Origin of the sequence: Nonomuraea sp. NPDC050536 (assembly GCF_044457685.1) — a bacterium.
Classification (GTDB): Bacteria; Actinomycetota; Actinomycetes; order Streptosporangiales; family Streptosporangiaceae; genus Nonomuraea.
In genome coordinates this window covers 494740-520893 of sequence record NZ_JBITHD010000002.1, presented here as the reverse complement: position 1 = coordinate 520893, position 26154 = coordinate 494740, and the positions used below count along the sequence as shown (strand labels likewise).

The window sequence follows — 26154 nt, the reverse complement described above, 5'->3', positions numbered from 1 at the left end:
GGCCGCGGCAGTGCCCAAGCTCAGCGCATGACGTGAGCGAACAGGGACTCCCAGCGGTCCAGCACGAGTTCGAGGCGGAAGGCCTCGGCTGTTTCCCGGGCGGCGGCGCCGAGGCGCCGCCGCTCCCGCATGGAGTCCATCAGCAGCGCCAGCTCCAGCGCGAAGGCGTCCACGTCGCCCGGCGGGACCAGTTGCGGGCCGACCGAGCGGAGCCCGCCCGAGACGTCGAAGGCCACCGCGGGCACCCCGTGCGCGGCCGCCTCGAGCAGCACGATGGGCAGCCCCTCGTGCTCGCTGCTGATCGCCAGTACCGCCGCGCTCAGGTACTCGGCCGGCATCTCGGCTGCCGGAACGCGGCCGCGGAAGACCACCCGGTCGCCCACGCCCTCGCGGATCGCGTGCTCGCGCAGCCGTTCCAGCTCGGGCCCGTCGCCGATCAGGTGCAGCTGCCACGGAGGGGGCGCCCCGGTCCTGGCGAAGGCGCTGATCAGCCGGTCGAACCGCTTGACGCCGTGCAGCCGGCCGACGCCCAGGACCCGCGGCGTGGACAGCGGCGACACCTGCTCGGGCCAGACGGCCAGCGGGTTCGGCAGCGCCCGGGTGTTGGGCAGCAGCGCGTGCTCGGAGAACTGCCAGGCGTCGTCGTCGCTGAGGAAGACGGCCTGCTCCAGGTCCGGGTAGTGCGTCCTGATCGAGCCGAGGTGCCAGCAGCCGCGGGCGTGCTCGTAGGAGCCGTGGTACTGCCCGATCGGCCGCAACGACCCCGGCAGCACCGGCCTCAGCCTGGTCACCACGCCCGGCGAGGTCAGCACCGCGAACCCGGACTTCATCGAGCCGAACAGCCTGGCCAGCCGCCGGTCGGCGAGCCGGCGGGCCACCGTGCCCTGCGCGCCCATCGGTGACCTGCTGATCACGTGGTGCCGGTAGCGCGGCTCCTGGACGTAGCGGAACGGGGCGGTCGCCCGGTGCAGGCCGACCACGTGCACGTCGTGCCCGCGGCCAGCCAGTCCCTGCGCCAGTGTGTGGGTGACCTGCTGGATGCCGCCGAGGGTGTCGGCGTCCATGCACGCGAAGACCACGCTCACGGGAGCGTTCATCGGGCACCCCACAGGACCGAGCGGTCGGGGGCGGGCATGGTCGCCGGCAGGGCGAAGAACTCCCGCACGATCCGCGCCGAGGCGTTGCCGCGCTCGTCGGCGCACCACAACTGGCGGAAGGCGGCGTACCTGCCGGCGTACCTTCGATGGACGGCGGGCAGGTCGCGCAGGCAGGCGACCAGGTCCTCGGTTCTGGTCAGGCAGGGACCGGGGGCGATGGAGGGCAGGTCGTGGTAGACGCCGCGTTCGCCGAGCCGGTAGTCGTCCCAGTCGTCGACGAAGAACAGCATCGGCTTGCCGGTGACCGCGTAGTCGCACATCACGGAGGAGTAGTCCGTCAGCAGCGCGTCGGACACCAGGATGAGATCGTTGATCTCCGGATACGAGCCCGCCGGGCGGACGAAGTGGCGGACCCGCTCCGGGACGCGGAAGCGCTCGACCGGGTGCGTGCGCAGGATCAGCACCCACTCGTCGGCCAGTTCCTCGGCCAGCAGGTCCAGGTTCACCCGTACTGATTTACCAGTATTTTTCGCCCTATCGCGGTATGTGGGGGCGTAGAGCAGGACCTTGCGGCCGGGCGGGATCTCCAGCCGCTCCCGGACGCCGTCGGGCAGTGTGCCCCTGATCAGCGCGTCGCACCGGGGCGTGCCGTACCTGATGACGGCGCCGGTGTGGCCCAGGTTCGGCACGAACACGCGGGAGAACTCGGCGCTGGGCGACACGAGCGCGTCCCAGCGGGCGACGGCGGCCCGCCACTGCTCGCGCGGCTGGTCGAAGTCGGCCCGCAGGTCCGGGGCGTCGAAGCCGATCGACTTGATGCCCTGCCCGTGCCAGGTCTGCAGGTAGCGGGTGCCCCGCGGCTTGGGGTAGTCCAGCGGGAAGCCGTGGCTGTCGACCCAGAACCCGGCCCTGGCCATCGTCCAGATGTAGCGCCAGCTGCCGCGCCGCACCAGTGGGACGTCGCCGGGGAAGTTGGCGCGGTGCTTGGCCACCGACCAGACCGCTTCAATGGGCAGGTCCTGGCGGCGCAGCTCCTCGTAGATGGCGCGCGGGCTGCCGGTGTACCCCTTGCCGCAGTCGGACTCGAACAGCGCCAGGTCCTTGCGCGGCGGGACCAGCTTGATCAGCAGTTTGTAGACCCGCAGCTTCGTCGCCGGCGTGCTGACCCTGCGCAGCACGGCCCGCTTGACCCGCTGCGCCAGGCGGGGCGTGACCGCGGCCCCGTGCACCCGCAGGTACGCCGCGTTCCCCTCGGCCGTCAACGTGCAGCCGGGCAGCTCGACGGGTTTCATGTTCGGGTCCACCAGCAGCGGGTCGGCGGTGGTGTGCCCGTCGCGCTCCCGGGTGAAGCCGATGCGCGGGGCGCCCATGGCCGCCGGGGCGAAGGTGATCTCGCTGACGTACCCGCCCTCGCCCGACGGCTGCGGCTCGATCGGGATCCGCTGGTCGCCCAGCTCCAGGAACGCCTGCCGATCCAGCGGCAGCACCCCGAACGGGTCGTAGGTGTGCACGGTCATCGTCACCTCGGCGCCGTCGGAGGTGATCTCGCCGACCTCGTGCCGCAGCCTGGTCGCGCTGAAGGGCAGCTCGGCCAGGCGCAGCGCGGTGATGTCCATGGCGGGTTCCAGCGTGGTGCCCCAGTAGGTACGCCCGTCCTGCCGCAGCGCGGCGCGTGGCGGGGCCTTGGTGCCGCACAGCGAGCGGGCGGCCACCATCAGGTCGTCGACGCGGTCCTCGATGATCAGCCGGCAGCACACGCGCATCATCGGATCGATCCGGTCGTAGATCTCCTGCGGGATCTCCTTCAGATAGGGCCCGACGACCGAGGCGAACTCCTTGACCCACACCCGGTTGCGGCGGGGCAGCGGGTTGAGGTACACGCGCAGGTCCTGGCGCAGGAAACGTCCCTGGCGCGCGGGCACCAGGTCGGCCATACCGTGGTCGAGGAGGATCTTGTCGCTCAGCCGGGCCGCCAGCACGCGGTGCCGGACGTTTTCCATCTGGTCGATGCTCAGCGAGATCGAGGACTCCTCGGCGGCGCGGTGCCAGAGGTAGATCACCCACGGCACGATCGCGAAGCGGCGCGCGACCGCGTACAGCTCGGCGGCGAAGACGTGGTCCTCGTAGTGCAGGTTCTCAGGGAACCGCAGCACGTGCTCGCGCAGGAAGCGCACGTCGTAGAGCTTGTTGGTGCTGAAGCTGTCCAGGAACAGCTCCGGCTCGTGCCTGATCCCTTCCACGACCCGCCGCCGCGCGAACAGCGACGGGTAGTAGCGCTCCTGCCGCCCAGTGGCCTCGTACAGCCGCGAGATCTGCCCCGACACGAAGTCCGCCCCGGTCCGCCTGATCTCGTCCACCAGGCTCTTGCAGGCATGCGTGGGCAGCTGGTCGTCGCTGTCGAGGAACATGATGTACGGCGAGACCGCCGCGTCCAGCCCGTCGTTGCGCGGCGCTCCGCACCCCCCGGAGTTGGACCTGCGCCGCAGGTACCGCACCCGGAGGTCGGAACGCACCAGCTCGGCGGCCACGCGCGGGGTGTCGTCGGTGCTGGAGTCGTCGGCGATGACCACCTCGAGGTCACGCAGCGACTGGTTCAGCACCGATTTCACGGCCCTGGGAAGGCGTTCGGCGTCGTTGTAGGTGATCACGACAACGGTGCAGTCCGGCATGCCATCTCCCCCGAGAAGTCGAACCGACTCGGGATGAGGCATTCCCCCTGGTTGGGGTGATGTGTCCGGACTTGATGGTCTTTTTGCTGAAAATCACCGCAGAATGCGACGAATCAACCACGCTATGAGAAGGACCACCGCGACCGCTCCGACGATCGGCGCCACCCGCTTCAGCAACGGCGCACCGGCGATCTCCAGCAGGTCGAGCGCCTCCTCGTCGGGCGTGCGCGAAGTCCGCAGCGTACCCGACGGCCGCGCGTCCTCGTCGGGCACCGCGGTCAGATGCCGCTCCTCGACAGTTTCCTCCCGCCCTTCGGGTACGGCCTGCAGCTCGGCGGCCGGCTCGGTGAACAGCTCCGCGAGGTTGGCCGCGAACCTGTCGATCAGCTTCGAGCCCACCTCGGCCATCACCCCACGGCCGAACTGCGCGGGTCTACCCGTGACGTTGAACTCCGTTTCGACCTTGACCGCGGTCGTCGAGTCCGCGGCCGGCGTCAGCGTGGCCTTGACCGTGGCGGCGGCGGTGCCGGAGCCGCGGGCCTCCTTGCCGGACGCCTTGATCGTGAGTGTGTGGGCGTCCTTGTCGACGTCCTCGAAGGTGGCCGTACCACGGTAGGTCACCGTGATCGGACCGACCTTGACCTTCATCCTGCCGGTGAACTCTTCGCCCTCGAAGGTGTCGAGCGTCGCCCCCGGCAGGCACGGCGCCACCCGTTCGACGTCGAGCAGCACCGCCCAGGCCTGCTCGATCGGGACGGGAACCGTGAACTCATGCTCGAACCGCATCGCCATCGATCCGCTCCTTCTCCCGCGCTGATTGCGACACTACGTCGCTCGGGGGCACCCCGGAAGGGGTGCCCCCTGGGACCGTCAGGGCGTCCCGGCGGCGGTGCGGATCGCGCGATGCGTCAGCACCTTGGCCAGGTGCCTGCGGTAGTCGGGCTGCGCGTGCAGGTCGGACGGCGGCGAGGTGTCGGCGTCCGCCTCCTCGCATGCCTGCCGGATCTGGTCACCCAGCTCCACACCCTGCAGGGCCGTCTCCACCGCGCGGGCGCGCACCGGAGCCGGGCCCATGTTGGTCAGGCCGATCCTGGCCTCCTGGATGGCGCCGTTGGAGCGCTTGACGGCCGCGGCCACTCCGACGATGGCCCAGGACTGCGCGGTCCTGTGGAACTTCTCGTAGTGGTATCCCCAGCCCGGGCCGAGCTTGGGGATCTTCACCCCGACCAGGACCTCGCCGGGCCGCAGCGAGGACTCCAGGTAGTCGACGAAGAAGTCGGCCGCCGGGATCTCCCGCTCGCCCTCCGCCGACCGGGCCACGAACACCCCGTCCAGCGCCAGGACCACCGCGGGCAGGTCGCCCGCCGGGTCCGCGTGGGCCAGGGAGCCGCCGAACGTGCCGCGGTGCCGTACAGCCGGGTCGGCGACCGTCGCGGCGGCCAGCGACACCAGCGGGCAGTCGGCGTTGACCACGCCGGAGTGCACCACCTCGTCGTGGGTGGCCATCGCCCCGATGAAGACGTGGTCGCCGCGGTCGTGCACGCCCGACAGATCGGGCAGGCGGCCCACGTCGACCAGCGTCGTGGGGTAGGCCAGCCGCAGGCGCAGCAGCGGCAGCAGCGACTGCCCGCCCGCCAGGACCTTGGCGTCCTCGTCGGCGGCCAGCGCCTGGCAGGCCTCGCCGAGGGAGCCGGCGCGCAGGTACTCGAACTGTGCGGGAATCATTGGAGAGCCCTCCAGATCCTCTCAGGCGTGCAGGGCATCTGGATGTCGTGGATGCCGCGCGGGCGCAGCGCGTCCACGACGGCGTTGACGACGGCCGGAGTCGAGGCGATCGTGCCCGCCTCGCCGACGCCCTTGACGCCCAGCGGGTTGCTGGTGGCGGGCGTCTCCGTCCTGTCGGTGGTGAAGGTCGGCAGGTCCGCCGCCGACGGCACCAGGTAGTCGGCCATCGTCGTGGTGAGCAGGTTGCCCTCCACGTCGTAGACGGCCTCCTCGAACAGCGCCTGCGCGATGCCCTGCGCGATGCCGCCGTGCACCTGGCCCTCGACGATCAGCGGGTTGACCACCTTGCCGATGTCGTCGACCGCCACGTACGAGCGGATCTTGGTCATGCCCGTCTCGGTGTCCACCTCGATCGCGCACAGGTGCGTCCCGTGCGGGAAGGAGTAGTTCTCCGGGTCGAACGTGGCCTCGGAGTCCAGCCGCGCCTCCGCCCCGTCGGGCAGGTCGTGCGCGGTGAAGGCCGCGTAGGCCAGCTCCTGGATGGTCTTCTGCGAGTCGGTGCCCCGCACCTTGAACGCGCCCGCCTCGAACTCCAGGTCGTCGGGCGAGCACTCGAGCATGTGCGCGGCCAGCTTGCGCGCCTTGTCCTTGACCTTGTCGCAGGCCTTGAGCACGGCGATGCCGCCGATGACCAGCGAGCGCGAGCCGTAGGTGTCCATGCCCTTGTGCGCGATCGCGGTGTCGCCGTGCAGCACGGTGATGTCGTCGAACGGCACGCCGAGCGCGTCGGCCACGATCTGGCTCCAGGACGTCACGTGGCCCTGCCCGTGCGGCGAGGTGCCGGTGATGACCTCGACCTTGCCGGTGGGCAGCATGCGCACCGAGCCGTGCTCCCAGCCGCCGGCGCCGTAGTTGGCCATGCCCAGCCACCTGGACGGGGCCAGCCCGCACATCTCGGTGAAGGTGCTGACGCCGATGCCCAGCTGGACGGGGTCGCCCCTGTCGCGCCGGTCGGCCTGCTCGGCCCGCAGCTTGTCGTAGCCGAACAGCGCCATCGCCCGGTCCGTGGCCGCCTCGTAGTTGCCCGAGTCGTAGGTGAGACCGGAGATCGTGGTGTACGGGAACTCCTCGTGCTTGATCCAGTTACGCCGCCTGACCTCCAGCGGGTCGAGCTTGAGCTCGGCGGCCAGCTCGTCCATGATCCGCTCGATGGCGAACGTGGCCTCCGGCCTGCCCGCGCCCCGGTAGGCGTCGGTCGGCATCTTCGTGGTGAACACGCCCGTGCAGGCGAACTCGTAGGCGTCCATCTTGTAGATGGCGTTGAACATCTGCGCGCCGAGCAGCGGCACGCCCGGCGTGACCAGCATCAGGTAGGCGCCCATGTCGGCCAGCAGGTCCACCTGCAGGCCGCGGATGCGCCCGTCGGCCTCGGCGGCCAGCCTGACGTGCTGGATCTGGTCGCGGCCGTGGTGCACGGTCAGGTTGCCCTCGGAGCGCGACTCCGTCCACTTGACCGGCTTGCCCAGCCTCCTGGTCAGCAGCAGGCAGAGCACCTCCTCCGCGGTGACCTGCAGCTTCGAGCCGAAGCCGCCCCCGACGTCGGGAGCGATGACGCGGATCTTGTGCTCGGGGATGCCGGTCACGACCGCCAGCATGACCCGCAGCACGTGCGGGATCTGCGTCGACGACCAGACCGTGAAGGAGTCGCCGTCGGTCGAGGCGACGATCGCCCGCGGCTCCATCGCGGTCGGGATGAGACGCTGCTGGATGAAGGTCCTGTCGACGACCACCGGCGCGTCCCTGAAGGCGGCCTCGATGTCACCAGAGGTGATCTTGGTGGTGAACGCCTGGTTGCCCGCCTCGTGGACCTTCGGGCTGCTCTCGGTGAGCGCGTCGTTCATGTCCAGGACCGGCGGCAGCGGCTCGTAGTCGACCTCGATGGCCTCCAGCGCGTCCGCCGCGCGGTAACGGTCGGTGGCCACCACGCAGGCCACGGCCTCGCCGACGTAGCGCACCTCCGAGACCGCCATCGGCGGGTGCTCGGGGATGACCACGTCCTCGCTCACGGGCCAGGCGCACGGCAGGCTGCCCTGCTCTCCGGCGAAGTCCTGGCCGCTGAAGGCGGCCACCACCCCGGGCTGCTCGCGCGCGCCGGACACGTCGACCCTGGTGATCCTGGCGTGCGCCATCGGGCTGCGCAGGAACATGACCTGCAGCATCCCCGGCTGCTGCAGGTTGTCCGTCCACTGCGTACGTCCGGTGAGGAGCCTGGCGTCCTCCTTGCGCTTTCTGGCCCGGCCGACCTCGGGCCCGACGTCGGTGGTCATGACGAGCTCACCGCCTGGTTCATTTCCTGCGCGCCCCGCCGTACCGCGCGAACGATGTTGCAGTAGCCGGTGCACCTGCAGAGATTGCCCTCCAGACCCTCCCTGATGTCCTCCTCGGAGGGGTCGGGGTTCTCGCGGAGCAGGTCGATCGAGGCCATGACCATGCCCGGCGTGCAGTATCCGCACTGCAGGGCGTGTTCCTCGTGGAAGGCCCGCTGCATCGGGTGCATCGACCCGTTGACGCCCAGGCCCTCGATGGTGACGACGTCGCAGCCGTCAGCCTGTACGGCCAGCACCGAGCAGCTCTTGACACTCTTGCCGTCGAGCATCACAGTGCAGGCGCCGCAGTTGCTGGTGTCGCAGCCGACGGGAGTGCCGGTCTTACCCAGGCGCTCTCTCAGCAGGTGAACGAGGAGAAGCCGCGGCTCAACATCCTCCTCGTACTTGACTCCGTCGACGGTGACGGCGATCCGGGGCATACGTCCTCCCTCAGAGCAGGGGGAAATGCGGACAAGTGCCAAGCTACGCCGGTGTTTAGCCCGGTCAAGGGCTACTTACCCCGAATCGCCCTCGCCACGATCGCGACCAGCCCAGAGAATCCCAGCCCGACCACCACCAACGAGACCAGGACCAGCGGATCCGTGATCGAACGCGTCACGATCAGGATCCCGAGCACGACGAAGAGAGTTCCGCTCAGCAACGCCATCCAGTCGGTGCGGTGAAGCCGGCGCGGCCTGTCGACCTCACGCGCCACGGCGCACCTCCATGTCTCCGACGCCGCCCTTGAGGTTCAGCACGATCGTGGAGACCGCGCCCTTCGGCGTCGTCTCGGGCTCGAGCGTCTTGTCGAACTTCACCTTCACGCCGCCGCGCAGCGACTGGTCCACCTTGATGTCGCCGACCCGGTTGGAGGCGTGCACCTCCACCCGCATGTCGGGCGGGACGATCACGGTGAGCTCGCCGATCGACACCGACGCGTTGACGGTGGCCAACGCCCCTGGACCGACCGCGAGCTCCGTCAGGTCGAGCCTGCCGTCGCCCACCCCCACGTCGAAGAGCCGGCTCGTCTCCGCCATGCTCCGCGGCGTCCACATCGAGTCGCCCACCGTCCGCGGCAACCCGCCGAACATCAGGCCGATCCCGATGACCAGCGCGACCGTGGTGCCCGTGGCGACCAGGCCCGCGCCCCTGCCCCACCAGGCGGCGACCAGGAGTCCGGCGCCGATGGTGATGAGCACCGCGCCGCCGACGAGGGTCGGCTGAACGCCCGAGGCCGATTTGGCTTGGACCGCCACGACGATCCCTCCCACGATGAGGGCCAACAAGAATGTGATCGCCCCGATGAACGACCTGGCGCGCCGCGGCTTGGGCGGCGGGACGGGCCTGCCGTACAGGGCCGGGTCGTAGGGCGAGGTGTAGCCGGCCCGCCTGCGCGGGTCGAGCGGCTGATAGGGGCCGTGTGGCGAGAAGGGCTCGCCGTAGGGGAGTCCCGCGCTCCTGCCGGACGGCGGTGCCTCCGCGGCGTAGAGCGGCGGCGGGGTCTGGTTGACCCGCGTCTTCGGCAGCGGCTCGTCCACCCGCGTCCGCGACACGTCCTCCACGGGCACGTCCCTCCCGGCCTCCCAGCCTTCCGCGTGCTGCACGTCTTCGGCGCGCTCGGCGGCTTTCGCGGGCTCGACGGGGATCTGCTCCGTGACGGGCACGGTCTCCGCGGGCCACGCCTCCGCGGCATGGGCCGTGACCGGCTCCTGCTCGGCGGAGGGCTGGTGGGTGGGTGGTTGCTCGGTGGGTACCTGCGGGGATTCGCCGCGCAGGGTGCGCTCGACCTCGGCGGCCCTGGCGGCCTTGGCCCGTTCGATCGCCTCGGCGGCCTGTGCCAGGCGCTGGGCCCTGACGGCGTCCGACATCCGCTCGTCGGGCGCGCCCATGACGGGTCCCGTCGGCGCGGTGAACGAGGGCGTCGGCGGCGCGGGCGGCGCCGACGCGGGCTCGGCGGACTGCCGGCGGCTCAGCCGCTCCGGCATCGACCGGGCCAGCGCCAGCAGGTCGACCCCGTGGGTGTGCGCGGCCAGCAGTGAGACCACCAGGAGCAGCCCCACCACCAGCGTGCCCGTGCCCAGCCACACGGTGGCCAGGTTGATCACGAGCCCGAACGCCAGCACCGCGGTCAGCAGCGCCATCACGGTGTCGGCGTCGAAGTCGCGCCGCGTCCACTGCTCGACGATGCCGGGCCCGCCTCGGGGCTCCTTCATCAGCAGGAACGCGGCTATGTAGAGGAACAGGCCGATGCCCGATCCGAAGAGCAGGATCGCGAAGCCCACGCGGAACACCACGGGGTCGATGCCCGTGTGCCTGCCCAGTCCGGCGCAGACTCCCATGAGGAACCTGCCCTCGCTGCTGCGGCACAGCGTGCTGGGTTGTTTCGGTGGTGCTTCGGTCATGACACCATCGTGTCCCACCCTGCGGGAGGTCGCATCCGGGAGACCCCTGACCCGACCCGGGGGTTGTTCCCTGATGCCCAGGTCATCGGGGACATGTGACGATGTGAGTGCTATGGCTGACCAGAACACACTCGCAGAGCCCGGCGCCGACGCGCCCTACCGCCGCATGATGCGCCCCATGGAGGGCCGCCTGCTCGGCGGCGTGGCCCAGGGGCTCGCGGCGCAGCTCAAGCTGGACCCCGTCGTGGTCCGGCTGACGTTCGTGCTGCTCAGCGTCGTGGACGGGGTCGGCATCGTGGCCTACGCGGTGCTCTGGATGATCACGCCGCGGCAGCCGTACGAAGGAAACCAACCGCCAGGACGCGACTGGAGCCAGCTGGCGGCCTTCAGCGCGATCGGCGTGGCGCTGGCCGCCTTCGGCTGGCTGACCGGCGCCTCACAGGGCGGGATCGGCATGCTGCCGTTCGCCGTGGGCGGGATCGGCGCGCTGATCCTATGGCAACAGGCCGACCCGGAACGGCGCAAGAGCTGGGTGAGCGGGGCCACCAAGAGCATCCGCAAGAACCGCATCAGGACCATGGCCGGTGTGCTGCTCGTGGTGATCGGCGCCGTCGGCTTCCTGGCCACGCAGGGCGAGCTGCTGAAGGCCCGCCCCGGCCTGCTGTTCACCGTGGTGGTGGTCGGCGGACTGGCCGTGATCGCCACGCCGTGGCTGGCGGGGCTGTGGAAGGAGCTGCAGTTCGAGCGGCGCGAGCGCATCAGGCAGGAGGAGCGCGCCGAGGTCGCGGCGATGGTGCACGACTCGGTGCTGCACACGCTCACCCTGATCCAGCGCGTCGCGCACGACTCGCGCGAGGTCACCAGGCTGGCCCGCGCCCAGGAGCGCGACCTGCGCAACTGGCTCTACCAGCCCGCCCAGGACGCCGACGCCACGCTCGCGGCAGCCGTACGCAGGATCGCCGCCGAGGAGGAGGACGCGCACAGCGTGCCCATCGAGGTCGTCTGCGTGGGCGACCTGGAGCTCGACCCGCAGGGCAAGCTGGGCGCCATGCTCAAGGCCGCCCGGCAGGCCATGGTCAACGCCGCCAAATACTCTGGAAGTCCGTCCATCTCCGTCTACGCGGAGGTGGAGGGCCAGGAGGCCACTATCTTCGTGAAGGACCGGGGCAAGGGCTTCGATCTGGAAGCGGTGCCGCTGGACAGGATGGGCATCAGAGAGTCCATCATCGGAAGGATGGAACGACACGGCGGCACGGCCAGGGTGCGCACCGAGCCCGGTGAGGGCACGGAGGTGATGTTGACGATGAAGGTGGAGAAGCAATGACGCGGGTTCTGATCGTCGACGATCACCGGCTGTTCCGCTCCGGGGTGCGCGCCGAGCTGGGCGAGTCGATCCAGGTCATCGGGGAGGCCGAGGACGTCGAGTCCGCGGTGAAGGCGATCGCGGAGCTGCAGCCCGACGTGGTCCTGCTCGACGTGCACATGCCGGGCGGCGGCGGCCAGGAGGTGCTGCGCCGCGTCCTGGGCAGCGGCTCCCAGGTGCGCTTCCTCGCGCTGTCGGTCTCCGACGCCGCCGAGGACGTGATCGGCGTGATCCGGGGCGGCGCCCGCGGCTACGTCACCAAGAACATCAGCGGCAAGGAGCTGACGGACGCGATCCGGCGGGTCGCCGACGGCGACGCCGTCTTCTCGCCGCGGCTGGCCGGGTTCGTGCTGGACGCCTTCGCCTCCTCCGAGGCGCCGTCGATCGACCCCGAGCTCGACTCGCTGACGCAGCGCGAGCGGGAGGTGCTGCGGCTGATCGCCCGCGGCTACGCCTACAAGGAGATCGCCAAGGAGCTGTTCATCTCGGTCAAGACGGTCGAGACGCACGTGTCCTCGGTGCTGCGCAAGCTGCAGCTGTCCAACAGGCACGAGCTGTCCCGCTGGGCCACCGCCCGCCGCCTGGTGTGATCACGGGGTCGTCACGAACACCCCGCCGTCGGTGATGCCGGAGATCGTGACCTTCCCCGCCGGGTCCGCGGCCGCGTAGAGGTTCGGCTCGCCGAACGGGTCCACGCCGTCGTCGCGGGCCGAGCCGAGCTGTGCCACGCTCAGCTGCCTGCCGCGGCGGTCGAGCCGCACCGTCAGGATGTCGGCCCCGCCCGCCGCCACGCCGATCCGGCCGCGCGTGTAGCCGACGATCTCCACCTCGCCGCCGGGCAGCGGCGCCACCGCCACGCCCTCGTCGGCGGCCGGGGTGGCGACCGTGGCGGTCCAGGCCTGCCGGCCCTGCGCGGTGAAGGCCCTGGCGATCAGGTCGCCGCCGCTCGCGCCGGTGACGACCACCTGGCCCGCGGAGGTGACCGCGACGCCGTTCAGCCGGTCGTCCGCGTCGCCGCCCACCGGGGTCACCCAGCGCCTTTCGCCGTTCTGGTCGTAGGCCGCGACCCAGCCGTCGAGCCCGCCCAGCGCCGTGGTGCCCGGTAGCGCCGCCGACGCGGTGCCGGTCACGTACACGCCGGTGTCGTCGGCCGCCACGCCGTACGCCTTGTCCTCGCCCGTGCCGCCGAGCTGGCGGGTCCACAGCACGTTCCCCGCGGGATCCAGCCTGGCCAGGATGGCGTCCTTGTCGCCGGCGTTCGTCCCGTCGAGGCCGCCCTTGGTGTAGCCGGCCACGTAGGCGCCGCCGTCCGCGGCCGCCGCCAGGGCGTAGCCGCGGTCGGCCGTGCCCTGGGTCCCGAACTGGGTGATCCAGCGGGTCCTGCCGTTCGCGTCCAGGTTCGCCACGAACGCGTCGTCCGTGGTGTTGCCCGGGTGCTTGCCGTCCAGGTCGCCCTTGGTGTACCCGGCGGCCAGCACGCCGCCGTCGGGCAGCGCGGCCACGCCGTACAGCCGCTCGTCCGACGCGGTGCCGAGCTGGGCGGTCCAGTTCTGGGCGACCACGACCGCGTCCAGCTTCCCCTTGTACGGCTGGCCGTTGACGGACCCGCTCGCGGCCATGCCGGCCGCGCCCGTGGCGGTCACGCCGCCCGCCCAGGTCGCCGCGTACTTCGTGCCGCCGAGCCCGGTGGGCGGGACGGTGCTGAGCGTCGGGCCGAGCGCGGTCATCGCCTGCTCGAACGCCGGGCTCCACACCGACCAGTCGTGCCCGCCGTCCAGGATCCGCAGCTGCGCCGCGACGCCCGGCACGCGCCTGGCCGCGTTGTAGAGCGTGGCGGACTCGAAGTCCAGGTCGTGGTGGGCGTCGGCGGGGTCGGGGTTGGCGTACTCGTCGTCACCCACGGCCACGAACAGGCTCACCGGGAGGTCGGGGTTGATCTGCTTGAGCAGGTTCGGGTAGTTCAGGCGCTGGTAGACCTCGTCGGAGAACCTGCTGTCGCCCTGTCCGAAGGCGCCGTAGTCGCGGGTGGAGGAGTCGGCGGGCGGCAGCGGCGTGTAGACCGCCGGGCTGAGCACGATCGCGGCGGAGAACAGGTCCTGGTGCGCCAGCGCGTACCGCAGCGCTCCGGCGCCGCCCATCGAGTAGCCGCCCACCAGCCGGGCGTTCCTGATCGGCGCGGTGCGGTAGGTGGCGTCCACGTGCTGGACGAGGTCGCGGGTGAGGGCGGTCTCGACCGGGCGGCCCGTCGTGTAGGCGGAATCCACGTACCAGCTGCCGCGCTCGCTCCACGGGGCGTCCGGCATGACCGCGATCAGCGGCGGGATCTGCTTGGTCGCGATCATCCCGTCCAGCGAGTCCTTGATCCTGGTCCACGCCTCCATCGAGTCGCCACGGCCGTGGAGCAGGTAGAGGACCGGGTAACGGGCGTCGCCGTCGGCGTAGCCGTACGGGAGGTAGAGGTTGTAGCGGATCGGCTCGCCGAGCGCCTGCGAGGGGGCCTGTGCGGTGCTGAGCGTGCCCTTCCTGGTGACCGTCGCCTGGCCGGGCAGGGCGAGGAGCAGCAGGAAGAGTACGGCGAGCACGCCTGTCCATGACCGCATATGGCACTCCCGTAAACGTTTACAGTAATACGAACATCGCGCCGATTTTGGGATCAGGTATACGCCTGCGTCAAGGGCTGTCCTTGGTCGCCATGTCGTGCGACATTTCGAGGTATGGGCAGGGACGTGCCAGCCGTCGTGTTCAGCAGGGAAGATCGCCGCAAGTACCGCGAGAAGGTGCGGCGATGTCTGGACGTCTTCGCCCAGATGCTTCGCGAGTCCCGCTTCGAGTTCGACACGCCGCGCGCCGGGCTGGAGATCGAGCTCAACATCGTCGACGAGCGCGGCGAGGCCGCCATGCGCAACGCCGAGGTGCTCGCCGCGATCGCGCAGCCCGACTGGGCGACCGAGCTGGGCCAGTTCAACATCGAGATCAACGTCCAGCCCCAGGACCTGCGCGGTGACGGCGCCCTCAGGCTGGAGAACGACGTGCGCGCCCGGCTCAACCACGCCGAGTCGCGCGCCCGCTCCCAGGGCGGCCACCTGGTGCTCATCGGCATCCTGCCGACGCTGCGCGAGGACGACATCGGCGAGGGCACGCTCTCGGCCAACCCGCGCTACCGCCTGCTCAACGAGCAGATCTTCGCCGCCAGGGGAGAGGACCTGCACCTGTGCATCGAGGGCGTCGAACGCCTCGACACGCACGCCGACAGCATCACCCCCGAGGCCGCCTGCACCAGCGTCCAACTGCACCTGCAGATCAGCCCCGAGGCGTTCGCCTCGCACTGGAACGCCGCCCAGGCCATCGCGGGGCCGCAGGTGGCGCTGGCGGCCAACTCGCCGTACCTGTTCGGCAAGGAACTGCACCGCGAGACCAGGATCTCGCTCTTCGAGCAGGCCACCGACACGCGGCCGCAGGAGCTCAAGGAACAGGGCGTCCGGCCGCGCGTATGGTTCGGTGAACGCTGGATCACCAGCGTCTTCGACCTCTTCGAGGAGAACGTCCGCTACTTCCCCGCGCTGCTGCCGCTCACCGAGGACGAGGACCCGCGCGCCGTACTGGACGGGGGCCGCATCCCCGAACTGCACGAGCTGACCCTGCACAACGGCACCGTCTACCGCTGGAACCGGCCCGTGTACGCGGTCGTGGACGGCAAGCCGCACCTGCGCGTGGAGAACCGGGTGCTGCCCGCCGGGCCGTCCGTGCTCGATATCTCGGCCAACGCCGCCTTCTACTACGGGCTGATGCGCGTGCTGCCCAACGCCGAGCGGCCCCTCTGGAGCCGGATGTCGTTCGCGGCCGCCGAGGAGAACCTCAACAACGCCGCCAGGCACGGCCTCGACGCCCGCCTCTACTGGCCGGGCGTGGGCGAGGTGCCCGCGGCCGAGCTCGTACTGCGCCGCCTGCTGCCCCTCGCCGCCGAGGGACTCAGCTCGTGGGGCGTTGACAGAGCCGTCGCCGACCGGCTGCTCGGCGTCATCGAGGGCCGCTGCCTCACCGGACGAACCGGGGCGACCTGGCAGGCGGACCGCGTGCACGCGCATGGTGGAGACCGGCACGAGGCGCTGCGCGCGATGACGCTGGACTACATCGAGCGGATGCACTCCAACGAGCCCGTACATACCTGGGACAACTGACATGTCAGCCGAGAGGATGATGCGCGGCCTGCCGTCCCGCGTCTAGCGTGTGGTTCATGCCACTGGGAGAGATCCGCTGGTTGCGGCAGGGCGCCTGCAGGTCCAGCGATCCCGAACTGTTCTTCCCGCTCGCGCCCACTCCGGCGCAGGAGGAGCGGGCCAAGGCGATCTGCGCCTCCTGCCAGGTGCTCGAGGAATGCCGCTCCTACGCGCTGCGGGCGGGGGAGTCGGAAGGCATCTGGGGCGGCCTCACCCCCGAGGAACGCCGCCGCACCCGCTTCCCCACAGGGTGGCGCACCCAGGCGACCGCATAGCCTGCAGGGGTGTTCCTGCGCTCGCTCGCCGTGCTGGTCGCGGCCAACGTCATGAACAACCGGGTCGCCCCTCGGCTGGCGCCGCTGACCTCCGCCGTGGCGACGGCCGCGCTGGTGGCGATGGCACGCCGTACCGGAGTGTCGTGGCAGGAGCTGGGCTTCGAGCACGGCCGCCGCGGCGCCGCCGCCGGGGGAGCGCTGGCCGCCGCCGTGGCCGCCGGCTACACCGCGGGCATCGCCATCCCGCGCACCCGCCCGCTCTTCCACGACGAGCGCGCGCTGTCCCTGTCACGCGCCCGCGCCCTGGAGGAGGCCCTGTTGCAGGTGCCCGTCGGCACGGTCCTGCTGGAGGAGGTGGGCTTCCGCGGAGCGCTGTACGGCATGCTCCGCCGCACCCGTGGCACGGCCGCCGCCACCGCCGTCTCCTCGGCCCTCTTCGGGCTCTGGCACATCCTGCCCGCCATCGACATGGCCCGGGCCAACCCCGCCCTCGGCGCCCTCACGGCCGGTGAATCCCCCAGCCACCTCGACACGGCCCGCGTCGTGGCGGGCAGCGTCGTCTCCACGGCCGCCGCCGGCGTCCTGTTCTGCGAGCTCCGCCGCCGGGCCGGGCTGCTCGCCCCCACCCTCCTCCACATCTCGACCAACTCCCTCGGCTACCTCTACGCCCGCCTGGCCGCCCCGCCCAAGGATTAGGGCCGACGCCGTCGCGGGGCGAACCCCGTGAGTACTTCTTGTCGTGAAGATCCTCCAACCCGGAGTGACGATCCTCCACCTCGGCCGTGAACGTGCCATGCGGCGCCCTTGACGTCGGTTCTACGTTCTCGTCTGCGCTTCTATAGGCGTATATCAAGATCACAAAAGTTGATATACTCTGGAGGTACGGAGGTGGTGTGCCATGCGCACAGTGATCGACATCGACAAGGGGCTGTTGGATACGGCCCAGCAGGAGTTGGGGACCTCGACGATGAAGGAGACCGTCAACCAGGCCCTGCAGGAGGTAGCCGAAAGGGCGAAGCGTCGAGAAGCGTTCGAGTACTGGACCTCGCGGGACAATACGGACCTGCTGGATCCGGAGCTCATGAAGCGAGCGTGGTAGCAACGGGGGTCATCTACCTGATCGACAAGAGCGCTCTGGCGCGGATGCCGCATCCCGCGGTGGGTCGTGCGCTGGAGCCGCTCATGCTCGACAAGGTTCTCGCCACCTGCGTCGTCACGAATCTGGAGGTCCTCTATAGCGCGCGCGACCTGAAGGGCTACGAGCGCGATGCGTACCACTTGCGCGAGGACTTCCGCTATCTACCCCTCGACCCGGAGGTGGAGGCTCGGGCCTTGGACGTTCAGGCGATGCTTGTCCGTAAGTCGCATCATCGGGGCGTCTGTGCGGCGGATCTGATGATCGCGGCGTGTGCCGAGGTGCACGGGGCCACGGTGCTGCACTACGACCGGGACTTCGACGTCATCTCCGAGGTCACGGGGCAGCCATCGCTGTGGGTGGTCCCTCCGGGATCCGTGCCCTAGGTCGTCCGGCGGGCCAGGGGGACCGTGGTGCCTGGATGACGAAGCGCCGTGGCGGTGGGTGAGCGTCATCGACTCGCCGGAAGCGCCGGGCGCGGGTCCTCAGCCGAAGTACGGCGGGCGGCCGGTGGCGGCGGCCCGCCGTACAGGATCAAGAAGGGTTACGCCGTGGGGACGACCTGGAAGCCCTCGGCGTAGTGGCCCTCGGGGAAGCCGGCGCGCTCGGCCCAGGAGGCGAAGCGGCTTTTGACGAACTCGGTGAAGCCCTCCACGTGGGCCACCTGGCTGACGTGCGACTGCAGGGCGGCGAGCTTGCGCTCGATGACGTCGGTGACGTCGACCCAGTGGTTGGGTGACATGCCGCCCGTCAGCCAGACCTCGCGCACGGTCCAGGCCTCCAGACCCTCGTCCTTGAGGAGTTCGGGGAAGGCGTAGGGGTTCCTGGCGTCGGGGTAGACGGCGTCCAGGGCCGCGCCGCCGACCGCGCGGTGGTCGGGGTGGCTGGGGGCGACGAACTGGTAGTTGCGGTCGGGGTGGTGGGTGATGACCAGGTCGGGGCGTACCTGGCGGATCACGCGGGCGATGTCGCGCCGCAGGTCCAGCGTGGTCTCCACGCGCCCGTCGGGGTAACCGAGGAAGCGGAGGTCCGTCACGCCCACGGCCTTGGCCGCCGCGGTCTGCTCGACGCGGCGCAGCTCGGCCATGCCCGTGTTGTCCAGGGCGCGATCGTTGCCACCCGCGTCGCCGTCCGTGACCACCAGGTAGGTGACCTCCACCCCCCTGTCGACGAACAGCGCCACCGATCCCGCGGCCCCGAAGTCCACGTCGTCCGGGTGGGCTGTCACGGCGAGCACCCTGTTGATCTCGTTGTCGGCCAGCATGCTTTCTCCTTCAGTCCTTCTCTCCTGGGAGAACCGGCGCGCAGGGTATCCCATTCCAGCAGATGCGCCCTTTCTGCGATCTTGTTTCTTGATCTTGTACGGCAAGCCCCCGCCACCGGCCGCCCGCCGCACATCGGCCATGTGCGGTGGGAAACCAAGGGCCGGGGGGCGTGGGTTTCGCAACGGCGTATCGGCGGGCGACCCCGCATCACCGGAGGAGCGTCTCCCTGGACAGAGGCCCGCCGAAGTGCGGCGACTGGCGGTTGCGGCGGCCCGCCGTACGGCAGCGAGGGGTGGAAGGAGTGCTCGCCGTGTGAGAGCCGTGAGAAGTCGTGGGTGAGAAAGGGCATCAGCCGGGGAGAGACGGGCGCGATTGTCGGTGAGGCGGCTTAACCTAGGTGCGTGCCGACCCAAGTCTCGATTGACCACCCCTTGCTCGACGGCCTCAACCCGCAGCAGCGCGAGGCCGTGATCCATCACGGCAGCCCGCTGCTGATCGTGGCGGGGGCGGGTTCAGGGAAGACGCGGGTGCTCACCCATCGCATCGCCTACCTGCTGGCCGAGCGGAAGGTCCATCCGGGCGAGATCCTGGCGATCACCTTCACCAACAAGGCCGCCAAGGAGATGAAGGAGCGCATCGACCGCCTGGTCGGGCCGCGGTCGAAGGCGATGTGGGTGATGACGTTCCACAGCGCCTGCATGCGCATCCTGCGCAGGGAGGCCAAGCGGCTCGGCTTCCCGTCCAGCTTCTCGATCTACGATCAGGCCGACTCGCAGCGCCTGATGGCGATGGTCTGCCGGGAGATGGACCTCGATCCCAAGCGTTATCCGCCCAGGTCGTTCTCCGCCCAGGTCAGCAACTTCAAGAACGAGCTGGTCGACTACGAGACCGCGCTCGACAGGGCGGGCTCCCACCTGGAGAAGGTGCTCGCCCAGGCGTACAAGGCCTACCAGCTGAAGCTGACCGAGGCCGGCGCGATGGACTTCGACGACATCATCATGAACACGGTGGTGCTCTTCCAGCTCTTCCCCGAGGTGGCCGAGCACTACCGGATGCGCTTCCGCCACGTGCTCGTCGACGAGTACCAGGACACCAACCACGCGCAGTACATCCTGATCAGGGAGCTGGTGGGGCATCCGGAGCTGCGCACCGTCGACGGCGAGCTGGTCCGCTCCGGGTCGGACATGTCGGAACTGTGCGTCGTGGGTGACGCCGACCAGTCGATCTACGCCTTCCGCGGCGCGACGATCCGCAACATCCTGGAGTTCGAGCGCGACTACCCGGACGCCCGCACGATCCTGCTCGAGCAGAACTACCGCTCGACGCAGAACATCCTCAACGCGGCCAACGCCGTCATCTCCCGCAACGAGGGTCGCAAGCCCAAGAACCTCTGGTCCGACCAGGGCGAGGGCCCCAAGATCGTGGGCTACGTGGCCGACAACGAGCACGACGAGGCGGTCTTCGTCGCCCAGGAGGTCGACAGGCTCAGCGACGAGGAGGATGTCAGGCCCAGCGACGTGGCCGTCTTCTACCGGACCAACGCCGCCTCCCGGGTCTTCGAGGAGATCTTCATCCGCACCGGCCTGCCGTACAAGGTGGTCGGGGGCGTGCGCTTCTACGAGCGCAAGGAGGTCAAGGACCTGCTGGCCTACCTGCGGGTGCTGGCCAACCCGGCCGACGTGGTGTCGCTGCGGCGGATACTCAACGTGCCCAAGCGCGGCATCGGCGACCGCGCCGAGGCGATGATCGAGGCGCTGTCCTCGCGCGAGCGGATCTCCTACTGGGACGCGCTGCGCCGGGCCGACGAGGCGTACGGCATGGCCACCCGCTCGCTCAACGCGGTGCGGGAGTTCGTGGCGCTGATCGAGGAGCTGATCGCCAAGGCGGAGGGCATGCCGCCGTCCGCGCTGGCCGAGGAGATCCTGGTCGCCACCGGCTACCGGGCCGAGCTGGAGGCCTCGGAGGATCCGCAGGACGAGTCCAGGCTGGAGAACCTCAACGAGCTGATCTCGGTGGCCGCCGAGTTCGAGGAGGCCAACCCGGAGGGGACTCTGGTGGAGTTCCTCGAGCAGGTCTCCCTGGTGGCCGACGCCGACCAGATCCCCGACGCCGACGGCGGGCAGGGCGTGGTCACGCTGATGACGCTGCACACGGCCAAGGGGCTGGAGTTCCCGGTGGTGTTCCTGACGGCGATGGAGGACGGGGTCTTCCCGCACATCAGGTCGCTGGGCGAGCCGAAGGAGTTGGAGGAGGAGCGCCGCCTGGCCTACGTGGGCATCACCCGCGCGCAGAAGCGCCTGTACATCACGCGGGCGGCGGTGCGCAGCTCGTGGGGGTCGCCCTCGTTCAACCCGGCCTCCCGCTTCGTGAGCGAGGTGCCGGCCAAGCTGATCGACTGGCGTACGGACCCGGAGAAGTCCGCCTGGTCGGCCGCCACCCGTCGGGAGCCGACGCGGGCTCCCGCCCCCAAGAAGGGCGGCCGCACGGTGCCCACGCTCGCCCCCGGCGACCGTGTCACCCACGACGCCTTCGGCCTCGGCACGGTCGTCACGGTGGACGGTGTCGGCGACAAGACCAAGGTCAAGATCGACTTCGGCTCAGGCGGCGAGAAGACACTCCTACTCGCCTACGCACCCCTCGAGAAGCTCTAGGCATCCTGGCCGTACCGGCGTCCGGGATTACCGCTGTACGCCTTGGGGGTGCCGTGAGCCGGGTTCCCGGGGGTTCAGGCGCCGTAGCGGTGGGATGTGGGGCGGTGGTGGGCGGCGCCCTGTGCGGTGGGGGACCAAGGGCCGGGGGATGTGGGTTCCACGACGGCGTGACGGCGTGCAACCCCGCATCACCTGAGGAGCGTCTCCCTGGACAGAGGCCGGCCGGAGTGCGGCGGGTGGGGGTGGCGGCGGCCCGCCGTACTCACAGCAGGCCTGTCCTCAGAACGCCTGTACTGAAAGAAACGCCGTCAGTTGTTCTTCCACTGGGACCAGGAGAGCTGCCAGAAGCCCCAGCCGTTGCGCCAGTCGAGCTTGCGCTTCGTGCCGGTGATCTTGACGACGTCGCCGCGCTGGGCGATGCCGTAGAACCACTCGGCCCCGGCGGGGGTGGCGCGGACGCAGCCGTGGCTCTGGTTGGAGTGGCCGAGGTACTGGTAGTAGCCGGCGCTCTGGTGGAAGTACTCGCCGCTGTCGGAGATGCGGACCGCCCAGGGGATCTCTTCCTTGTAGTACCGGGGGTCCTTGGGGTCCGTGACGCCCATCCACGCCGAGCTCATGGTCTCCACCCGCTTCTTGCCCATGGCCAGGTGGACGCCGGAGGTGGTGAGGTAGACGTCCACGCCGTTCCTGATCATGCCGCCGCGGCCGGCGCTGATCGGGATGGTCTTGGCGAGCTTGCCGTCGCGGTAGGCCTTGGCCAGGTGGGTGTGGGTGTTGACGTTGACGATGTTGGCCGTGCCGACGGCGAACGTGCGGCTCTGGTCCTTGACGGCGCCGTTGCCCGGGATCTGGCTGAGGTGGGCGGTGAAGCGCACCTTCTGGTGCGGACGCCAGTACGTCTTGGTCCGGTAGACGACCTTGCGCGCGGTGATCCAGCGCCAGGCGCCCTCCACCGCCTTCTCCGGCACGACCTCGAGCGCGGTGACGGCGGCGGCCCTGTCCTTCACGTCACGGTCGAACGTGACGATGATCGGGAAGCCGATCCCGACCTTCTCCTTGTCCGCCCCCATGGGGGTGATGTCGGCGATGTCGAGCTTGGGCTTGCCCGACGCGACGGCCGTGGGCGTCGGCGTGGGTTCCTGCGTGGGGTCGGCGGCGGCGCGGTGGACCGCGGCGACCTGGGCGATCCGCACGGGGGCCGTGGGCGCCGCGGGAGAGCAGGCGGCGAGGGTGGCCATGGCCAAGGCCACCCCGGCCAGCGTCCGGGGGAGGGGGATCAAGGGGTACTCCTGGGGCTTATGGGTCACGCTTCCCTAATACAGACAACGGGAACGCGCCAACCGTCGAAGCCGCCGAGTAACGATCTCGCAACTACCCGCCGAAGATCGCCTTGGGATCGCCGGTGTACCAGGCGTTGTCGATGCGCACGCGCCGGATCACCCAGTGGTCTGCGTCCCTGACCAGGTCCACGTCGTAGAAGTTCTTCAGCAGCGCGAACGTGCCGTGGTCGGCGCTGAGCAGGTGCTGCGCCTCGACGAGCGCGGTGAGCGTGGCGGTGTCGCCGTCGATGCGCACACGCGGGTTCGTGACCTGGTGCGTCGTGTTGATCCGGCCCTCGAACAGCGTGAGGATCGTGTCCACGATCGTGTCGCGGCCGACCATGACAGGGCTCGGCGCGCCCCACTTGGCGGAGGCGGGACCGAAGTCCAGCTCGGCGTCGTCGGCGAAGGCGGAGGCGAACAGGTCCCTGTCGCGCAGATCCTGACCGAGGCCGAAACGGTAGAGCGCGTCGATGATCTCCACGCGGTCGAGCAGATGCTGATTGACGTCCATGGCTACGAGGTTCCAGCGCGCGCGGACCCGGAACAACGAGGTATCGCGCAACCACCGTTAAGCGAGGCTTATAGGCTGGCGGAATGCGTGTGCTGATCTCGGGTGGGGCGGGTTATATCGGAAGCACGGTTGCGTCGGCGTGCCTGGACGCGGGCATCGAGCCCGTGATCCTGGACAGCCTGGTGACGGGGCGTGAGGAGTTCGCCGAGGGAAGGCGGTTCTACCGGGGCGACATCGCCGACGGCACCCTGGTCGACACGATCTTCCGGGAAAATCCGGATATCGGGGCTGTTGTGCACTGCGCCGCACTGATCGTGGTCCCCGATTCTGTGGCCGACCCCGTCGGCTACTACCGGGCCAACGTCACCAAGAGCCTGGAGTTCACCGACCACCTCCTCCGCAACGGCTGCCAGCGGATGATCTTCAGCTCGTCGGCCTCGATCTACCAGACCGGCGACGACTTCACCGTCAACGAGGACTCCCCGCTCGACCCGCAGAGCCCCTACGCCAGGACCAAGGCGGTCTGCGAGGGCATGTTCGCGGACATCTCGGCCACCCAGCCGATCAAGATCCTGTCGCTGCGCTACTTCAACCCGATCGGCGCCGACCCTCAGATGCGCACCGGGCTCCAGGTGCGCCGCCCCAGCCACGCACTGGGCAAGATGATCGAGGCCTACGAGTACGGCACGCCGTTCCAGGTCACGGGGACCGACTACCCCACCCGCGACGGGTCGGGGATCCGCGACTACATCCACGTCTGGGACCTGGCCCTGGCGCACGTGGCGGCCCTGGAACGCTTCGACGACCTGGGCGGTACCGCGGTGATCAACCTCGGCACCGGCGAGGGGACCACCGTGCGGGAGCTGGTCGACGCCTTCAGCCGGGTTTCCGACCGGCCGATCGAGGTCGTGGAGACCGAGCGCAGGCCTGGCGACGTGGCGGGCGCCTACACCCGCAGCGACCGGGCCAAGCGCCTGCTGGGCTGGGAGGCGGGCTTCACGGTCGAGCAGGGCATCCGGCACTCGCTGGAGTGGGCCTCGATCAGGGACTCCCGCCTCACGTAGCGAAAAGGCGGCCGTGCCTGTCTCGACGGGGTCGGGGCGGCTCACCGACTACGTGGCGCGGGTGGAGGAGGTTGTGGCGTGAGTGGGCTCGGAGTATGGTTCGTATGCGAAATGTTCGTATACGAAGAGAATCATGGACGCGACTGAGGCAGCAGAGGCGGTGGGGCGGCTCTACCCGGCGGTCTACCGGCGTTTCAAGGCGACCAAGCGCCCGGTGCCCGGCGGCTCCGGCCTGACCGCCCGCATGTACGCCGTCCTCAGCCACCTGCGGGCCGCCGGCCCGCTGACGCTCGGCGAGCTGGCCGAGCACCTGCAGCTGTCCAAGGCCGCCACGACGGAGCTGGTCAACCGCGTCGAGGAGCGCGGCCTCGTGGCCAGGATCAGGGATGAGCGTGACCGGCGGCGCGTGTTCGTCTGGGTCACGGAAGAGGGGAGTACGGCTGCCGCCGCGGCATCGCCCCGGGTGCTCGAGGGGGATCTGCTGGTGCTGGCCGTACAGCGGATGACGCCACAGGAGCGCGAGGGGCTCATCGCCGGGCTGCGCGCCCTGCTCAGGGAGGAATAGGGCCGCGCGGGCCTGCACAGGCAGGAATGGGGCCGTGGGCCCTGCTCAGGGAGGAGTAGCGGTGAACTGCGAGAGCTGCGGAATGCCCATGGACACGGCCGAGGACCACCTGCCCGGCCATCCCGACAGCACCTGGTGCCGCCTGTGCAGCAAGCCCGACGGCTCGCTGCAGGACTTCGACGAGCGCTTCGAGCGCATGGTCCAGTGGCAGACCCAGCGCACAGGCCAGCCGCGGGGCGAGGCCGAGGAGGCGACGCGGGCCTACATGCGCGGGATGCCCGCCTGGCGCGACCACCCGAAGCTGGCGCTGTGAGGATCCTCGGGATCGACAACGTGCTGATCGGCGTCGGGGATCTCGCGCGGGCCAAGGAGTTCTATGGCGGGCTGCTCGGGCTCCCGGAGAAGTTCTCGACGGGGGAGCTGGCCCTCTACGCCATCGGGGACGAGACGCCCGGGCTCCTCGTCCGCGTCCAGGACGTCCAGCCGGGCACGACACGCGTGTGGCTGGAGGTCCCCGACGCCCGAACGGCCGCCGCCGGACTCGGCGGCGAACCGTTCGAGGTCTTCACGGGCTGGACGGTCGAACTCGCCGACCCGTGGGGGAACATCATCGGCCTGACCGACTACACCAAGCGCCCAGACCTGGCCAGGAAATCCTAGCCGGTCGGCGACGGCTACTCGGGGGTGGTGCCGGTGGCGACCTGGCTCGCGGGAGGTGCTTGGATCTTCACGGTGCTGCCCCAGCCGGTATAGCGGGTGTCGGTGTCGAACAGCGCCTTCGGGTCGTCTCCTCCGCCGCCCACGGCCTTGGCCGAATAAGAGGTGACGAGGCGGGTCGGCAGCCCCTTGGCGTTCAGCGAAAGCTTCCAGGTGATCACGGTCTTGAGCTGCTTGTTCTTGGGCTCGACGATGATGCGGAAGGAAGGCGAGACCTTCTTCAGCTCGCCGAACGTGATCTTGCCCGCGTAGCCGGAGCCGCTCGCCTTCGCGTTCTTGAGCAGGGCCTTGAGCGTGGCGAGCTCGGTCACGTCCACGACCTGGCCCATGGTGGTGTAGAGACCGTTCGGCTTGTCGGACGGCAGTTTCAGCCAGCTCTTGTCCTCGGGGATCTGGCCGCTCCAGGGGCCGCCCTGGACGTAGGACTTGCCGCCGACCGTGAGCATGTGCTCCGGCGAGGCGAAGGCCTTGGCCGCCTCGTTGTCGTCGTCCTGCTTGGGCCAGTTGAGATTGCCGGTGACGTCCGAGGCCGTGACCCCGGACTTGCCGAACTGCAACGTGCCGTTGCGCCGGACCAGAACCTCGCGTCGTGAATGCGAGACCACCACGGTGCTTTCGGCGAACTTGACGCCCTTGCCCGGCCGGATCTGTTGCTTCACCGCGGCAACAGGGTCCTTCGGGGCCGCCTGCGCGGGCGCGGCGACGATGGCGGTCGCGGCCGTGGCCAGCGCCAGGCCGGCGAGCATACGCTTCATGCGGATTTCTCGTTTTCTCAAGGAGTTCTACGGCGGCGCCGGGTTCCCGACGCCC

The 26154-nt window shown here is 70.0% G+C and carries 25 protein-coding genes; 12 read left to right on the top strand and 13 right to left on the bottom strand.

The genetic code is table 11. The features are described from left to right. Positions 1 to 20: 20 nt before the first annotated feature. The 8 genes from ACIBHX_RS09380 to ACIBHX_RS09345 form a co-directional block, all read right to left on the bottom strand. A complete protein-coding gene (locus ACIBHX_RS09380; RefSeq protein ID WP_397065833.1) occupies positions 21 to 1097 on the bottom strand; it encodes a glycosyltransferase in 1077 nt (358 codons plus the stop codon). Then, on the bottom strand, positions 1094 to 3766 hold the full coding sequence (locus tag ACIBHX_RS09375; protein WP_397065832.1) for a CDP-glycerol glycerophosphotransferase family protein: 2673 nt from the start codon (positions 3764 to 3766) through the stop codon (positions 1094 to 1096). Before ACIBHX_RS09375 ends, ACIBHX_RS09380 begins: the two co-directional genes overlap by 4 nt. A 93-nt stretch (positions 3767 to 3859) precedes the next feature. Further along, positions 3860 to 4558: an SRPBCC family protein gene (locus ACIBHX_RS09370; protein WP_397065830.1), complete on the bottom strand. Its 699-nt coding sequence runs from the start codon at positions 4556 to 4558 to the stop codon at positions 3860 to 3862. 78 nt (positions 4559 to 4636) lie between these two features. Further along, complete coding sequence (locus ACIBHX_RS09365; RefSeq protein WP_397065828.1) at positions 4637 to 5491, bottom strand: FAD binding domain-containing protein; 855 nt, start codon at positions 5489 to 5491, stop codon at positions 4637 to 4639. After that, a complete protein-coding gene (locus ACIBHX_RS09360; protein ID WP_397065826.1) occupies positions 5488 to 7818 on the bottom strand; it encodes a xanthine dehydrogenase family protein molybdopterin-binding subunit in 2331 nt (776 codons plus the stop codon). Before ACIBHX_RS09360 ends, ACIBHX_RS09365 begins: the two co-directional genes overlap by 4 nt. Next, positions 7815 to 8297 carry a (2Fe-2S)-binding protein gene (locus ACIBHX_RS09355; protein ID WP_397065824.1) on the bottom strand — a complete coding sequence of 161 codons (483 nt, stop codon included), beginning with the start codon at positions 8295 to 8297 and terminating at the stop codon, positions 7815 to 7817. Before ACIBHX_RS09355 ends, ACIBHX_RS09360 begins: the two co-directional genes overlap by 4 nt. A 71-nt stretch (positions 8298 to 8368) precedes the next feature. Then, positions 8369 to 8572 carry a hypothetical protein gene (locus ACIBHX_RS09350; RefSeq protein ID WP_397065822.1) on the bottom strand — a complete coding sequence of 68 codons (204 nt, stop codon included), beginning with the start codon at positions 8570 to 8572 and terminating at the stop codon, positions 8369 to 8371. Further along, positions 8562 to 10259 (bottom strand): PspC domain-containing protein, encoded by a 1698-nt coding sequence (locus tag ACIBHX_RS09345; RefSeq protein ID WP_397065821.1) that lies wholly within the window; start codon positions 10257 to 10259, stop codon positions 8562 to 8564. The genes ACIBHX_RS09350 and ACIBHX_RS09345 overlap by 11 nt, the downstream gene beginning before the upstream one ends. A 112-nt stretch (positions 10260 to 10371) precedes the next feature. On the opposite strand from ACIBHX_RS09345, the gene ACIBHX_RS09340 reads away from it, so the two are divergent. Together ACIBHX_RS09340 and ACIBHX_RS09335 are read left to right on the top strand one after the other, a co-directional pair. Continuing rightward, positions 10372 to 11583, top strand: coding sequence for a PspC domain-containing protein (locus tag ACIBHX_RS09340; RefSeq protein ID WP_397065819.1), 1212 nt, complete (start codon positions 10372 to 10374; stop codon positions 11581 to 11583). After that, the gene (locus tag ACIBHX_RS09335) at positions 11580 to 12212 is read left to right on the top strand and encodes a response regulator (RefSeq protein ID WP_397065817.1); all 633 of its coding nucleotides are present in this window, start codon (positions 11580 to 11582) and stop codon (positions 12210 to 12212) included. The genes ACIBHX_RS09340 and ACIBHX_RS09335 overlap by 4 nt, the downstream gene beginning before the upstream one ends. On the opposite strand, the gene ACIBHX_RS09330 is transcribed toward ACIBHX_RS09335, so the two are convergent. Continuing rightward, positions 12213 to 14222, bottom strand: coding sequence for an alpha/beta fold hydrolase (locus ACIBHX_RS09330; RefSeq protein WP_397065815.1), 2010 nt, complete (start codon positions 14220 to 14222; stop codon positions 12213 to 12215). A 114-nt stretch (positions 14223 to 14336) separates the two neighbouring features. On the opposite strand from ACIBHX_RS09330, the gene ACIBHX_RS09325 reads away from it, so the two are divergent. The 5 genes from ACIBHX_RS09325 (at position 14337) to ACIBHX_RS09305 (ending at position 17635) form a co-directional block, all read left to right on the top strand. Further along, positions 14337 to 15800 carry a glutamate--cysteine ligase gene (locus tag ACIBHX_RS09325; protein WP_397065813.1) on the top strand — a complete coding sequence of 488 codons (1464 nt, stop codon included), beginning with the start codon at positions 14337 to 14339 and terminating at the stop codon, positions 15798 to 15800. 56 nt (positions 15801 to 15856) lie between these two features. Beyond that, positions 15857 to 16114 (top strand): WhiB family transcriptional regulator, encoded by a 258-nt coding sequence (locus tag ACIBHX_RS09320; RefSeq protein WP_397065811.1) that lies wholly within the window; start codon positions 15857 to 15859, stop codon positions 16112 to 16114. Positions 16115 to 16123: 9 nt separating this feature from the next. Next, entirely contained in the window at positions 16124 to 16810 is a 687-nt protein-coding gene (locus ACIBHX_RS09315) for a CPBP family intramembrane glutamic endopeptidase (RefSeq protein WP_397065809.1), read from the top strand. A gap of 202 nt (positions 16811 to 17012) precedes the next feature. After that, a complete protein-coding gene (locus tag ACIBHX_RS09310) occupies positions 17013 to 17213 on the top strand; it encodes a type II toxin-antitoxin system VapB family antitoxin (RefSeq protein WP_397065807.1) in 201 nt (66 codons plus the stop codon). Further along, a complete protein-coding gene (locus ACIBHX_RS09305) occupies positions 17207 to 17635 on the top strand; it encodes a PIN domain nuclease (protein WP_397065805.1) in 429 nt (142 codons plus the stop codon). Before ACIBHX_RS09310 ends, ACIBHX_RS09305 begins: the two co-directional genes overlap by 7 nt. 158 nt (positions 17636 to 17793) lie before the next feature. Here the strand turns inward: ACIBHX_RS09305 and ACIBHX_RS09300 are convergent, their stop codons facing one another. Then, on the bottom strand, positions 17794 to 18513 hold the full coding sequence (locus ACIBHX_RS09300; RefSeq protein WP_397065803.1) for a PIG-L deacetylase family protein: 720 nt from the start codon (positions 18511 to 18513) through the stop codon (positions 17794 to 17796). A 432-nt stretch (positions 18514 to 18945) separates the two neighbouring features. On the opposite strand from ACIBHX_RS09300, the gene pcrA reads away from it, so the two are divergent. Further along, positions 18946 to 21165: a DNA helicase PcrA gene (gene pcrA / locus ACIBHX_RS09295; protein ID WP_397066067.1), complete on the top strand. Its 2220-nt coding sequence runs from the start codon at positions 18946 to 18948 to the stop codon at positions 21163 to 21165. 308 nt (positions 21166 to 21473) lie between these two features. Here pcrA and ACIBHX_RS09290 read toward each other — a convergent pair whose 3' ends face one another. Further along, positions 21474 to 22445: a L,D-transpeptidase gene (locus tag ACIBHX_RS09290; protein WP_397065801.1), complete on the bottom strand. Its 972-nt coding sequence runs from the start codon at positions 22443 to 22445 to the stop codon at positions 21474 to 21476. Positions 22446 to 22536: 91 nt separating this feature from the next. Continuing rightward, entirely contained in the window at positions 22537 to 22998 is a 462-nt protein-coding gene (locus ACIBHX_RS09285; RefSeq protein ID WP_397065800.1) for a nuclear transport factor 2 family protein, read from the bottom strand. 83 nt (positions 22999 to 23081) lie between these two features. On the opposite strand from ACIBHX_RS09285, the gene galE reads away from it, so the two are divergent. The 4 genes from galE to ACIBHX_RS09265 all read left to right on the top strand — a co-directional run bounded on the left by galE (position 23082) and on the right by ACIBHX_RS09265 (position 25287). After that, positions 23082 to 24062: a UDP-glucose 4-epimerase GalE gene (galE, locus tag ACIBHX_RS09280; RefSeq protein ID WP_397065798.1), complete on the top strand. Its 981-nt coding sequence runs from the start codon at positions 23082 to 23084 to the stop codon at positions 24060 to 24062. Between the two features lie 133 nt (positions 24063 to 24195). After that, entirely contained in the window at positions 24196 to 24627 is a 432-nt protein-coding gene (locus ACIBHX_RS09275) for a MarR family winged helix-turn-helix transcriptional regulator (RefSeq protein WP_397065796.1), read from the top strand. A gap of 61 nt (positions 24628 to 24688) precedes the next feature. Then, complete coding sequence (locus ACIBHX_RS09270; RefSeq protein WP_397065795.1) at positions 24689 to 24940, top strand: zinc ribbon domain-containing protein; 252 nt, start codon at positions 24689 to 24691, stop codon at positions 24938 to 24940. Beyond that, the gene (locus ACIBHX_RS09265; RefSeq protein ID WP_397065793.1) at positions 24937 to 25287 is read left to right on the top strand and encodes a VOC family protein; all 351 of its coding nucleotides are present in this window, start codon (positions 24937 to 24939) and stop codon (positions 25285 to 25287) included. Before ACIBHX_RS09270 ends, ACIBHX_RS09265 begins: the two co-directional genes overlap by 4 nt. Positions 25288 to 25301: 14 nt before the next feature. Here the strand turns inward: ACIBHX_RS09265 and ACIBHX_RS09260 are convergent, their stop codons facing one another. Continuing rightward, positions 25302 to 26099, bottom strand: coding sequence for a hypothetical protein (locus tag ACIBHX_RS09260; RefSeq protein WP_397065791.1), 798 nt, complete (start codon positions 26097 to 26099; stop codon positions 25302 to 25304). Positions 26100 to 26154: the final 55 nt, after the last annotated feature.